Origin of the sequence: Streptomyces sp. NPDC029044 (assembly GCF_040637495.1) — a bacterium.
GTDB lineage: Bacteria > Actinomycetota > Actinomycetes > Streptomycetales > Streptomycetaceae > Streptomyces.
Map to the genome: position 1 here is coordinate 100,005 of NZ_JBEZWN010000008.1, position 11,971 is coordinate 111,975.

General features: G+C 69.8%; 9 protein-coding genes and 4 pseudogenes. 8 read left to right on the plus strand and 5 right to left on the minus strand.

The genetic code is table 11. The features are described from left to right. The first annotated feature begins 101 nt into the window (after nt 1-101). The 4 genes and pseudogenes from adh to AB0E85_RS10255 all read left to right on the plus strand — a co-directional run bounded on the left by adh (nt 102) and on the right by AB0E85_RS10255 (nt 4,791). Nucleotides 102-1,619, plus strand: a complete 1,518-nt coding sequence (gene adh / locus AB0E85_RS10240; RefSeq protein ID WP_361924581.1) for an aldehyde dehydrogenase — start codon at nt 102-104, stop codon at nt 1,617-1,619. 257 nt (nt 1,620-1,876) lie between these two features. After that, nucleotides 1,877-2,131 (plus strand): annotated as a pseudogene (locus AB0E85_RS10245) (FAD-dependent monooxygenase); the annotation flags it as partial. A gap of 3 nt (nt 2,132-2,134) precedes the next feature. Then, nucleotides 2,135-2,554, plus strand: a complete 420-nt coding sequence (locus AB0E85_RS10250) for a hypothetical protein (RefSeq protein WP_361924584.1) — start codon at nt 2,135-2,137, stop codon at nt 2,552-2,554. 86 nt (nt 2,555-2,640) lie between these two features. Continuing rightward, entirely contained in the window at nt 2,641-4,791 is a 2,151-nt protein-coding gene (locus AB0E85_RS10255; protein WP_361924586.1) for an MMPL family transporter, read from the plus strand. A 200-nt stretch (nt 4,792-4,991) separates the two neighbouring features. On the opposite strand, the gene AB0E85_RS10260 is transcribed toward AB0E85_RS10255, so the two are convergent. Both AB0E85_RS10260 and AB0E85_RS10265 read right to left on the minus strand, forming a co-directional pair. After that, a complete protein-coding gene (locus tag AB0E85_RS10260; protein WP_361924588.1) occupies nt 4,992-6,443 on the minus strand; it encodes a HAMP domain-containing sensor histidine kinase in 1,452 nt (483 codons plus the stop codon). Next, entirely contained in the window at nt 6,440-7,132 is a 693-nt protein-coding gene (locus tag AB0E85_RS10265; protein ID WP_361924590.1) for a response regulator transcription factor, read from the minus strand. The genes AB0E85_RS10260 and AB0E85_RS10265 overlap by 4 nt, the downstream gene beginning before the upstream one ends. A gap of 263 nt (nt 7,133-7,395) precedes the next feature. Here AB0E85_RS10265 and AB0E85_RS10270 point away from each other — a divergent pair. From AB0E85_RS10270 to AB0E85_RS10280, 3 genes and pseudogenes are all read left to right on the plus strand, one after another. After that, nucleotides 7,396-7,823, plus strand: a pseudogene (locus AB0E85_RS10270) (transposase family protein). A 16-nt stretch (nt 7,824-7,839) separates the two neighbouring features. After that, complete coding sequence (locus AB0E85_RS10275; protein WP_361924592.1) at nt 7,840-8,232, plus strand: hypothetical protein; 393 nt, start codon at nt 7,840-7,842, stop codon at nt 8,230-8,232. Between the two features lie 92 nt (nt 8,233-8,324). Beyond that, nucleotides 8,325-8,408: pseudogene (locus AB0E85_RS10280) on the plus strand (IS5/IS1182 family transposase); the annotation flags it as partial. Nucleotides 8,409-8,485: 77 nt separating this feature from the next. Here the strand turns inward: AB0E85_RS10280 and AB0E85_RS10285 are convergent. Next, nucleotides 8,486-8,695: pseudogene (locus AB0E85_RS10285) on the minus strand (IS701 family transposase); the annotation flags it as partial. A 217-nt stretch (nt 8,696-8,912) separates the two neighbouring features. Here AB0E85_RS10285 and AB0E85_RS10290 point away from each other — a divergent pair. After that, the gene (locus AB0E85_RS10290) at nt 8,913-9,500 is read left to right on the plus strand and encodes a DUF1707 domain-containing protein (protein ID WP_361924594.1); all 588 of its coding nucleotides are present in this window, start codon (nt 8,913-8,915) and stop codon (nt 9,498-9,500) included. On the opposite strand, the gene AB0E85_RS10295 is transcribed toward AB0E85_RS10290, so the two are convergent. Beyond that, the gene (locus AB0E85_RS10295; RefSeq protein WP_361924596.1) at nt 9,497-9,985 is read right to left on the minus strand and encodes an FAD-dependent monooxygenase; all 489 of its coding nucleotides are present in this window, start codon (nt 9,983-9,985) and stop codon (nt 9,497-9,499) included. The genes AB0E85_RS10290 and AB0E85_RS10295 overlap by 4 nt on opposite strands. Before the next feature lie 644 nt (nt 9,986-10,629). Further along, nucleotides 10,630-11,958: an RICIN domain-containing protein gene (locus AB0E85_RS10300; protein WP_361924598.1), complete on the minus strand. Its 1,329-nt coding sequence runs from the start codon at nt 11,956-11,958 to the stop codon at nt 10,630-10,632. Nucleotides 11,959-11,971: the final 13 nt, after the last annotated feature.

Genomic DNA, 11,971 nt, shown 5'->3' on the forward strand with positions numbered 1-11,971 from the left:
CGTCCGCGTCCCGCCGCACCAACCTTGCGCCAACCTCCCCGGAGCACAGTGAGGGACGTAGCAACCCGTCCCGCACCGCACTTTCACCGAGGAGAGCCGCCATGGTGTACGCGCAGCCAGGAACCGAGGGCAGCATCGTCACCTTCGCCCGCCGCTACGACAACTTCATCGACGGCGACTGGACCGCGCCCGTCGAGGGCCGCTACTTCGAGAACCCGACGCCCGTGACCGGCAAGGTCTTCTGCGAGGTCGCCCGTTCCACCGCGGCCGACGTCGACCTGGCCCTGGATGCCGCGCACCGGGCGGCCGACGGGTGGGGCCGCACGTCCACGACGGAACGCGCGAACATCCTCAACCGGATCGCGGACCGCATCGAGCAGAACCTGGAGAAGATCGCGGTCGCCGAGACGTGGGAGAACGGCAAGCCGGTCCGCGAGACCCTGGCCGCCGACATCCCGCTGGCCGTGGACCACTTCCGGTACTTCGCCGGGGTCGTCCGCGCCCAGGAGGGCAGCATCGCGGAGATAGACGCCGACACCGTCGCGTACCACTTCCACGAGCCGTTGGGCGTGGTCGGCCAGATCATCCCGTGGAACTTCCCCATCCTCATGGCCACGTGGAAGCTCGCCCCGGCTCTGGCCGCGGGCAACTGCGTCGTCATCAAACCGGCCGAGCAGACCCCGGTCAGCCTGCTCTACGTCATCGATCTGATCGCCGACCTGCTCCCGCCGGGCGTGGTCAACGTCGTCAACGGCTTCGGCGTGGAGGCGGGCAAGCCGCTGGCATCCAGCCCGCGGGTGGCGAAGGTGGCGTTCACCGGCGAGACGACGACCGGCCGCCTGATCATGCAGTACGCGAGCGAGAACATCATCCCCGTCACCCTGGAACTGGGCGGCAAGAGCCCCAACATCTTCCTGCCCGACGTCATGGCGGCCGACGACGACTTCCTGGACAAGGCGGTCGAGGGCTTCGTGATGTTCGCCCTCAACCAGGGCGAGGTCTGCACCTGCCCGTCCCGCGCCCTCATCCCCTCGTCGATCTACGACGACTTCATGGCCCGCTGCGTCGAACGCACCCGGGCCATCGTCGGCGGCGACCCGCTGGATCCGGCGACCATGATCGGCGCGCAGGCGAGCAACGACCAGTACGAGAAGATCCTCTCCTACCTCGACATCGGCCGGAAGGAAGGCGCGGAGGTCGTCACGGGCGGCAGCCCCCGTGCGGTGCCGGGTCTGGAGGGCGGCTACTACATCGAGCCGACCATCTTCCGCGGCACCAACGACATGCGGATCTTCCAGGAGGAGATCTTCGGCCCGGTCGTCTCGGTCACGACGTACGACTCGGTGGACGAGGCCCTGAAGATCGCCAACGACACGTTGTACGGTCTCGGCGCGGGCGTCTGGACCCGCGACGGCAACACGGCGTACCGCCTGGGCCGCGAGATCAAGGCGGGCCGGGTGTGGACCAACTGCTACCACGCCTACCCGGCGCACGCGGCGTTCGGCGGCTACAAGAAGTCGGGGATGGGACGCGAGACGCACAAGATGATGCTCGACCACTACCAGCAGACGAAGAACATTCTCTGTTCTTACAGCCCTAAGAAGCTCGGGTTCTTCTAGAGCTCGAAGTCGGGTCGCCTGGAGGCGACTTCGCGCTGAAGGCAACCCGTCACAGCCCATACGCACCGCAGACAATTGGTTCGCTAAGGCTACAGTCTGGCATCCGGGGGATTCCCGCCGGCCCCTTCACGGACCAAAGAGCTCCGGTGCGCCGCGGGAGGTCGAGCCGCTCACCATCGAGGAGCTGCAGGACAGCATCCGGCAGGTGAGCGGCCCGATGTCACGATCACCGCGATGTCGTCCGGGCCCGCTGGGTCGACACCGCGCGGCAGGCGACCACGTACCGGACCGGCCGAATCCTGCCGGCCGGGGACGCGGCCCACGGGTACGCACCGGTCGGCTGCCAGGGCCTTCGCCGACGCGCCGAACCTCGGCCGGCAGCTCGCGGCCGTGGGCGAGGACATCCTCGACACCTGCACCACCGAAGGGCATCCGGTCGCGGCGCGCCTGCTCCAGAACACCCGGGCCCGATCGCCCTGATGTGCCCCGCCTCGCTGACGAGGGCGCCGTGAGAGATGTTCTCCGACCTCATGGACCTCGACGACACCCACCGGTACGTCGCCGACATGCTCGCCGGCATGGACGTCCGTCACGACCTGGGCGACGACCACCGGCTCGTTGGCGCCCTGCGCCCGGACGTTGACGCCGGAGCGGCCCGACCGGACGTCGTCACCGCCGTGACCCGGTCGGCGGACCTGCTGCGTGAGGGTCGTGGGCTCCTGCTCGACCTCGTCGACCCCGCGGAGACCCGCGACGCCGCGGCCGCGTGGACCGGACGGGTCGACACCGTCACCGTCCGCACGGACCGGGTGGACGTCGACGCGTCACTCGTCCGGCCCGACGGCTGTGTCGCCCGAGCCGTGCCCATCGGGCAGGAGCTCGCCGCCACCACGCTGGTGCGTGCGCCGGGCACATGGTTCGGCCCACCGGCCTGAGCACCGCATTAACAGTCGCCTCAGGTTCGCTCAGTACGAAGTAGGCATCCAGACAAGCGATGCAACCCGTATGTAGGAGGCTAGTGATGGCAGTCGACGCAGCGCCGTCCGGGGAAGCGCCGGCCGGCCGGTTGGCGGGCCGGTGGGTGCCCTGGTTGGTGATCGGCTTGTGGCTGGTGCTGGCGGCGGGCATGGTGCCGCTGAGCGGAAAGCTGAGCTCGGTCACCACCGACAGCGCCGTGGACACCCTGCCGGCAGGTGCCGAGTCCACCAAGGTGGCGGTGCTGGACGACCGTCTCCCCGGCGGTGACAGCAACACGTTCGTCTTCGTCTACCACCGCGCCGACGGCATGACCGACGCCGACCGCGCGACGGTCGAGCGCCACTACAACACCCTTGCCAGGCAGTACGCGCCGAAGGCGACGGCGGCGGCCGGCGAGGACGACGAGGGCTCACCGACGAGCCCCTCCACCGACCGCAAGGCGATGATGTTCACCCTCGAGGTGAGCACGGCCCACGGCGCACCGGAGGACATCGTCGGCCCGTTACGTGACGCCGCGAAGGACCGCCCCTTGGGCCTGGAACTCGACGTGACCGGCCCGGGCGCGATCGACGGCGACATGGATGCCGTCTTCGACGGCATCGACGTGCAGGTCCTCCTCACCACCATCGTCGTCGTCACGCTCCTGCTCATCCTCACCTACCGCAGCCCGGTGTTGTGGATCATCCCGCTGGTGGCCGTCGGCGCGGCCGCACTGACCGCGATGGGGACGGTCTACCTGCTGGTCAAGGGCTTCGGCATCGTGGTCAACGACCAGAACTCGGCGCTGCTGACGATCCTGGTGTTCGGCGTCGGCACGGACTACGCGCTGTTGCTCATCGCTCGATATCGGGAGGCACTGCACCACCACGAGAACGTCCGGGTCGCGATGGTCCACGCGCTACGCGGCGCGGCGCCGGCCATCGTCGCGTCCGCGGCCACCGTGGTCGCCGGCCTGCTCTGCCTGCTCGTCGCGGACCTGAACAGCACCAGCGGATTGGGCCCGATCGGTGCGGCCGGCATCCTGTGCGCGCTGGTTGCCATGCTGACCCTCTTCCCGGCGGTGCTCGTGGTGCTCGGCAGGCGGATCTTCTGGCCGGCCATCCCGCGGTTCAGCACGGCCGTGGAGGAGAAGCCGGGGCTGTGGGGACGGCTCGGCACCGCCATCAGCCGCCGCCGGTGGGTGGCGGCGCTCGGCTCGCTCGGAGTCCTCGGCGTGCTCGCCCTCGGGCTGGCGGGCAACACCGGCGCCCTGCGGGAGCAGGACCAGTTCCTGTCCGCGCCGGAGTCGGTCACCGGCTTCGCCGTTCTCCGCCAGCACTTCCCGGAGCTCGGCGGTCAGCCGATGACGGTCTTCACGCGTCCGGCGCACCAGGAGCGGGTGCTCGACGTCGTCAAGGACACTCGCGGTGTGGCCCTGGCCGTCCCGGAGCAGACCAGCGGCGGCTGGGCCAACATCTCCGTGTTCCCGAAGGACGCGCCGGACACCGACGCGGAGTACGACACGATTCTGCGGGTGCGCACCGCCGTGCGCGCGGTGAGCGGGGCGGAGGCGATCGTCGGCGGCCCGAGTGCGGAGAACCTCGACACCGAGGTGACCACCGAGCGCGACGAGAAGTTGGTGATCCCGCTGGTGCTCGCCGTCGTCCTGATCGTCCTCGGGCTGCTGCTGCGCGCGATCCTGGCCCCGCTGGTCCTGATGGCCACCGTGATCGTCTCATTCGCCGCGGCCTACGGAGGCAGCGTGTTCCTCTTCGACACGATCCTCGGGTTCAAGGGGATCGACTATTCGGTGCCGCTGCTGGCATTCCTGTTCCTGGTGGCGCTCGGCGTCGACTACAACATCTTCCTGGCCAGCCGGGCCCGGGAGGAGACCGTGCGTCTCGGCACCAGAGAGGGCATGCTCAAAGCCCTCTCTGCCACCGGTGGCGTCATCACCTCGGCAGGCCTGGTCCTGGCGGCCACGTTCGCGGTCCTCGTCACACTTCCGCTGGTGATGCTGATCGAGGTCGGGTTCCTGGTCGCCTTCGGCGTGCTGCTCGACGCCCTGCTGGTGCGGTCGGTTCTGGTGCCCGCCCTCACCTTGCTGATCGGCCGCCGGATCTGGTGGCCGAGCCGGCTGTCCCGGCCGGCGGCGGAGCTGCCGGCCGGTCAACAGCCGCTCGCCGACGACGAGGAGCCCGCGCTGCAACGGTGAGCGCGGCGGCACGGACGAGATCCGGGACGGGGACCAGGCCCGTCCCGGACTCTTTTCACGGGCCCGACGGTCGCCGCCCTTCGGTCCTGCGCCACCCGCCGGGGGGCGGCGCATCGCGGTGTCCTGCCCCGACGGTGAGCCGCGCGGGGGGCATGCCCGAGGGCCGCCGTCCCCTGTCCCGCACCGCGTCGCCGGGGCGCTCAGCACGCCGCGGTGTCCTCCCCGGCGGTGAACCGCGCGATCGGGGCAGGCGGGGCCACGGCCGGAAGGTCGACCCGAAGCAGCGCGCCACCGCGTGCGGAGCGGGCAACGGTGGCCCGGCCGCCGTGGGCGTCGACGACCCGCTGCACGATCGACAGCCCCAGACCGGATCCCGGCAACGCCCGGGCGCTGTCGGCCCGGTAGAACCGGTCGAACACCCGCGGTATGTCGGTGGCGTCGATGCCCGGCCCGGCGTCGTCGACCTCGAGCACCACCGACGCGCCCTCGGCACGGAGCCGGACCTGGACCGGCTGGTCCGCGGGGGACCACTTGCCGGCGTTGTCGATGAGGTTGAGCACCGCCCGCTCGAGCGCAGCGGGACGCCCGCTCACCCACACGGAGGTCACGTCGAGCGCGACGTCGATGTCGGGCGAGCGGGAACGCGCCCGGGTCGCGGCGGCCCCCACCACGTCGGCGAAGTCGAGCACCTCGGTGCTCTCGTCGCTGACCTCACCACGCGCCAGGTCGGTCAGCTCGGCGGCAAGGGTGCTCAACTCGGCCACCTGGGCGCCGAGATCGTTGAGCAGCCGGGTCCGGCTCTCCGCCGGCAGTGCGCTGTCCAGGGTGCCGCGCCGATCGAGCCGGATCAGCAGCTCGACGTTGAGGCGCAGGCTGGTGAGCGGGGTCTTGAGCTCGTGGGCGGCGTCCTCGGCGAGCAGCCGCTGGGCCCGCCGGGAGTCCCGGAGCGCGGCGAGCATGTCGTTGATCGATTGGATCAGCCGCCGGATCTCCCCACCGCCCTCATCCGGGATGCCGGCGTCGAGATCCCGGGTGTGCGCGACACGTACCGCGGCGGCGGTCAGCCGGTCGATCGGAGCCAGTCCGGTCCGTGCCACGGTCCGCCCGACAAGGCCGCCGCCGACCACGCAGAGCAACCCGATCAGCAGCATGCCGAACCCGAACCGATTGATCGGGCTGTCGTCGACGGCTTGGGCCACCTGGACCGCGCCGTCGCCCGCCCGCAGCGTGTAGACGAGGTAGCCGTCCTCGTCGCTGTCGTTCGACTCCATCAGGTCGGCCGACGCGCCCTGCGCCACACGCCGGGCGGGCTCGCTGACCGGGGGCAGCGCGGGTTGGCCGGCCGGCGTGCGGGTCGAGCCGTCGGGCAGGACGACCCGCACCAGCCGACCGGATCCGGGATACGGCGGTAGCTGGACCTTTGCCGGACCGGCGCGCTGCGCGTTCGTCGCCAGGACGCGGGAGTCGGCGCGCAGCTGATTCTCGGCGGTGCCCCGCAGCTCCCAGTCCAGCAGCTCGCTGGCCACCTGGAAGGCCACGAACACGCTGACCGCGATGGCCGTCGCCGCGATCACCGTCAGCCTGGTCCGCAGGGACCGCCGGCGCCACCATCGGGTCAGCCTGCGCGGTTCCCGGCCGGCGGGCCTGCTCACGGAGGAGTCTCCCGCAACGTGTATCCCAGGCCGCGCAGCGTGTAGATCAACCGCGGCTCACCCTCGGCCTCCATCTTGCGGCGCAGGTAACTCACGTATACCTGGAGGTTGTTGGCTGTTGAGCTCATGCCCCAGCCCCAGATCGCCTCGAACAGCGCGTCGCGGGTCACGACCCGGGTCGCGTTGCACATGAGGACCTGCAGGAGGGCGAACTCGGTCCGGGTCAGGCGCAGGGGCCGCCCACCCCGCCACGCCTCGAACCTGTCGGGATCGAGCCGGACGTCGGCGAACGACAGGATCTGCGACTCCTCGTCGGTCGGCGTGCGCCGGCGTAGCAGGGCCCGCACCCGGGCCAGTAACTCCTCGGTGGCGAACGGCTTGGGCAGGTAGTCGTCGGCGCCCGCGTCCAGCCCCGTGACCCGGTCGGAGACCTGGTCACGTGCGGTCAGCATCAGCACCGGCAGATCCCGACCCGCGGCCCGCAACTGCCGGCAGGTCTCCAACCCGCCGAGGCGGGGCATCATCACGTCGAGGATCAGCAGATCCAGCGTGTCTCCGTCGGCCCCACCGACCCCGTCGAGCACGGCGAGACCGTTGGCGACGGTGCTGGTGTCGTAGCCCTCGACCTGGAGCACCCGCTCCAGCGACTCACGGATGGCCGCTTCATCATCCGCGATCATGATCCGCACGCCGGCCCGCCCCCTTCCAGTCGATGTTTTTGCCGCCCATTGTCCCCCGTCAACCTGAAGCCAGGATTAGAGCGTTGCTGGGGACCGCGCTCTTACGGGTACCTGGGAAAGAGCCATTGCCCCGAGATCGGCAATCAGTCAAGGAGCCTTTTCCAACCTCCCTGCGGCGGTGAGGTGTTGGGGGCTGCCAGCTGTACGGAACGACGAAGCTCCTGGTAGACGGGTTCTCGAGCAAGATCACCCGTGTCCGCCAGGAGCTGCGCGTGCTTGTCTACCCGTCGTCGATCGATCTTTCCAGCCGCACCCTGCGCTTCCTGACCACACGGCTGTATGCCCGGCAGCGAGAGATCGGGACCCGGTGGCGACGGCTGCCGGTCGGCCGTCAGGCCCTGCTCGTCCTCGCCCACCTGTGCTGCGGGGACACCTACGCGCGGCTCGCCGCCGGGTTCGGCATCGGCGTCGCGACAAGGCTTACCAGGGCGCCGGGCGCCCCGTCCGTGTGCCGTTCAGGGGCCGTCGGCTCAAACGCTGGAAGCGGCGACACAACAGCACCCACGCCAAGATCCGCTGTCTTGGCGAACAGGCCATGGCCATACTGAAGGGCTGCCGCATTCTGCGGAAACTCCGCTGCACCAACCGGATCACCAACATCGTGAAGGCTGTCGTCGTCCTTCACCACGCCTCACCCTGAGGTTGGAAAGGACTCCATGAGTTTTGACATCTTCGTGTGCCGGTTCGAGAACGGTGAGCCGGCGCCGCTGGACATGAGTGCCGCGCACGAGGTCCTCGGCCCCTATGCGGTGGTGCGGGACCGCGAGACGGACTTCATGCTGGTGAGTACGGCGGAGGGGGAGGAGGCGGATGTCTACTTCAATAGCCCGACCGGCATCACCTTCAACCGCTTCGGAGGTGACGGGATCATGGACCTCTTGGCCGTCCTGCTGCGACGGCTGAATGCCGTGCTCGTCGTCCCGGGCGGGCCGACCATGATCCTGCGGAACGAGGACCGCGAGCTTCTGCCCGCCTCCCTCAGGGACGAGTGGCCCGTCGTAGTGGCCCGTTCCGGCGCGGAGATCGACCGGGCGATCCGGGCGGCCTGAACTAACGGGCGAGGCGCCGGTCCCCGGTCCATATCACCGGGAACGGCCTCTCGTCTCCGCGCGGACGCGGCCGTCGGCCAGTACGCCTCCGCCACAGCAGCCATGCCAAGGTCCGATGCATCGGCGAACAGGCCATGGCCACCTTCAAAGGCTGGTGCCACCTGCGAAAGCTCCACTGAAGCACCAACCGGATCGCCGACAGCGTGAAGACCGTTCTCGTCCTTCATCACGCCCCGACTTGAGGTTGGAAGAGGACGTAAGCGCGGACGTCGTCGCGAACCGCGTCGGCATCCCAGCGGGCACTTCGCAGCAGCCGCTGCATCGGCCCGGGGCGGGCATGGCCGGCCTGCTCGGCCAGCCGCCGGCAGTTCTTCCGCTCGACGCCGGACAGCAGGGCGAGTACGAAGGCGCGGGCCGTGCCACGCGGCTCCACCCGCGTGAACCGGCCCGCGATCCGGGCTATGGCCTGGTCGAACATCGCCCGCCAACGGGCGGCGTCTATGCCGTGACCCGCGGCCACTGCTTGATCGTCATGAGTCCACACAACCCTTGATGATCACGCAGTGGCCGTTGCCGTTCTGCCCCGGGCTCCAGCGCAAGATCGCGAAGTCACAGCGGAGTACCAGGCGTTTTTGAGATATGCGGTTCGCTCAGCCCGCTGCCTACTTATCATAGTGATCATGACTGCCCAGCCTCCGGAGCTCCGAGCCTCTCACGACGACCGGGAAGCAGTGGTGGAGCAGCTGCGCGATGCGGCAGCCGAGGGGCGAATCGATTTCGATGAGCTGGATTCACGCCTGGAGCAGGCGATGAAGTCCAAGACACACGCCGAACTGGCCGTCCTGACCGCCGACTTGCCGAGGCCCAGTGCGCCGGAGAGCCGGCCGCCGCTGGTGCTCAAGGGCGGCATGCACGGCGTGTCTCAAGGCCCCGGGCGCTGGGAGGTTCCCGGGCGCGTGATCGCTCATGGTGGCTTGGGGGGCGTGAAGGTTGACTTCACCCGGGTCGAGTGCCGCCTCACGGAGGTAGTGGTGGAGGTGTACGGGGAGACGTCCGGTGTCACGATCGTCATCCCCGACAGCTGGGCGGCGGACACCAGCGGCATGGATCCCGGCGTCGGCGGCCTGACGGACAAGACCACTCCGGACCGGCTCCCGGGAACCCCGCTGATCCGGCTCACCGGGTCCGGCGGCATGGGAGGAGTGGTCATCCGTCACCCAAACCGCCGGGAACAGCGAAAGTTGCACAGCAACCCGCCGCAGCCCTAGCCAGGAGCGTCCCGAAGATCTTGCTCGGGCGTGTGCCGGTCGGTGTGCGGCCCGGACAAATCGAAAGTGATCACACGGCTGTACCCGAACGGATTGACGTTGATCACCGTCCATCCGCGCGGCGTCAGGTGCCATCCCGGCGGAGTGCCGGCCGGGGCCAGCAGACGGACCCGCCCGAGCAGTGCCGCCACAGTCGGCGGGTGGTCGTCGCTGGGGATGCCGGCCAGCTGCCGTACCGCGCTGCGCGCTCCGTCCGCGCCCACGGCGTAGTCGGCGGTGACGACGGCACGTCCGCCGTCGGCCTGCTCGGCCGTGATCTCCACCAGGTCGGCGGTCTGGGACAGGGCGACGACCCTGTGGCCCCGCCGGATCGGGACCCCGAGCTCCCGCGCACGCTGCTCGAACGCCCGCTCGAGGTCGGCCTGGGTCCGCCCGGCGATGGGGGCGCCCTCGACGGCGGGAGCCGTGATCGTCAGGCCAGGCATGCCGGCGAAGTGGAAGGCGTCGGCGGCGAGTTGGTCGAGCCGTCCGCCGCGCCGCGCCGCGCGGGCAGGTGGCCGCGCCGGGCGAGCGACTGGTACGGCAGATGACTGTGGCATGCATTTTCATGCATGGCTTATTTAGGGATTACTGGCAAGTATTTTTCCATCGGCGCCTTGTCATCGAATTCGTTCGACGATCCCGCATTATTCGCCACCAGGTCGAGGACTTCCTCGCCGAGCAGGAAGCGGCGGAGGTGTAGACGATCGCCCCAGGGGGTGTCGGGCTGGCTGGAACGGCTGGCCGAGGTGCCGGATCCTCGCGGCCCGCGGGGTTCGGCGCGGCCTGGCTGTCGTGCTCGCGCCGGCCGCGTGTGCCTGGGCGTCGGTGGCGGGCGGCTCGGTGCGGATGGCACGTGCTTCGTCGCGGAGGCTCGCGGCGGCGTCACGTTCGCCGTCGATCCGGCCCCAGCTGTGTGTCGCGCTCGCGTAGGCTGCGCACGATCTCGGACCGGCCCGCGGGTCCACCACCACACCCTCGATCCCAGGCGGCGGCGTCCAGGCAGCCAACCATCTGCCCTTCCGGTCCCGCTCGCTGACGGAGTGGAGCCAGAACGATCCCGGCTCCACTCCATGGTGCGGGCGGCGTGTCACTGGAACTGTGCGAAGAACCTCCAGATCTCCGCCTTGGTCCAGGTGGTGACGCCGCTCTCGTTGGACGAGCCGTCGACCGGACCGGGGATGTGGCCCCCGTCGAAGGCGGCCCACTGGACCGGGTATCCGGCACGGCAGCCCGAGTAGGTGGTGGTGACGTGCGTTCGGCTGCCCGGCGCGGGCTCGCGCGGGCTTTGGGCGGTGCAGCCGTTGTTGGCGACGAACTTGTCGCGCAGGGCCCTTCCTTGCGCGATGCCGAGGACGTTGTCGCCGATGCCGTGGATTCCGAAGTAGGCGATGGGCTGGCTGCCACCGCTGCATGCGCTGATCTGAGCGCCGGAGATGACAGCGACGGCCCTGAAGACGTTCGCCCGGCTGCATGCGAGTGCGTAGCTCATGCCGCCGCCCCAGCTGAATCCGGTGGCGAAACGCTGTGCCGGGTTGACACAGAGGCCGCCCTCGATGCGCCGGATCATGTCGTCGACGAAGGTGACGTCCTCACCGCCCGCATTGGCCCAGCCGTTGCCGAGCCCCTGGGGGGCGACGAGGATCGCGGTGTTGTTCGACTGTTCCTGCTGGCCGTAGTAGGACCAGGCGTTCCCGCTCGTGCCGCCCGAGGCGACGTCGCCGGCGGTGCCGCCCCGCCAGTGGAACGCGAAGATCAGCCGGTAGCGGCGGCTGTTGTCGTAGTTGGGGGGAACCCTGAGGATGAAGCTGCGGCTCTTGCCGCCGCTCTGGATCGTGTGCGTACCGCTCGTCAGAGCCGGGGCGCTGCCGCATCCTCCGCCGCCCCCGGACGACAGTTTGACCATCTGCCACTGCTGGTTGGCGCCGCCCCAGTCGGAGTACTGGACGACGTTTCCTCCGTCGGCGGTGGAGGCGCCCTGCACCTCCACGGCTTTGCTGCTGGTGCGGTTGAGCAGCCGGACGTGACCCCCGTCGGAGTCGGCCAGGCGGAACTGCTGGTTGGCCCCGTTGTGGTCGGCCCACTGCTGGATCGCGGCACCGTCCGCGGTCGAGGCCCCGGCCACGTCGAGAACCTTGCCCGAATGCCGGGCCTTGAGCCGGTAGAAGCCGCCGCCGGAATCCACGAACTGCCACTGCTGGTTGGCACCGTCGGTGCGCGTCCACTGGCTGACCCGGGCGCCGTCGGCGGTGGACGTGCCGGAGACGTCCAGCGCCTTGCCGCTGTTGCGATTGACCAGGACGTACCAGGCATTGGTGTCCACCGTCGCCGCCTGGGCGGGCGGCGGATCCACCGCGGTGAGCATGCCGATGGCGAGGGTCGCCGCCACCACGGCGGCTACCCGGGACCACCAGGTCATCGCTGTCCCCTTT

Excerpts from the sequence above, each read along its gene's own strand:
- AB0E85_RS10290 (WP_361924594.1), top strand. The coding sequence starts at position 8,913 with ATGACTGCCCAGCCTCCGGAGCTCCGAGCCTCTCACGACGACCGGGAA.
- AB0E85_RS10300 (WP_361924598.1), bottom strand. The coding sequence starts at position 11,958 with ATGACCTGGTGGTCCCGGGTAGCCGCCGTGGTGGCGGCGACCCTCGCC.
- AB0E85_RS10295 (WP_361924596.1), bottom strand. The coding sequence starts at position 9,985 with ATGCCTGGCCTGACGATCACGGCTCCCGCCGTCGAGGGCGCCCCCATC.
- AB0E85_RS10275 (WP_361924592.1), top strand. The coding sequence starts at position 7,840 with ATGAGTTTTGACATCTTCGTGTGCCGGTTCGAGAACGGTGAGCCGGCG.
- adh (WP_361924581.1), top strand. The coding sequence starts at position 102 with ATGGTGTACGCGCAGCCAGGAACCGAGGGCAGCATCGTCACCTTCGCC.
- AB0E85_RS10250 (WP_361924584.1), top strand. The coding sequence starts at position 2,135 with ATGTTCTCCGACCTCATGGACCTCGACGACACCCACCGGTACGTCGCC.
- AB0E85_RS10255 (WP_361924586.1), top strand. The coding sequence starts at position 2,641 with ATGGCAGTCGACGCAGCGCCGTCCGGGGAAGCGCCGGCCGGCCGGTTG.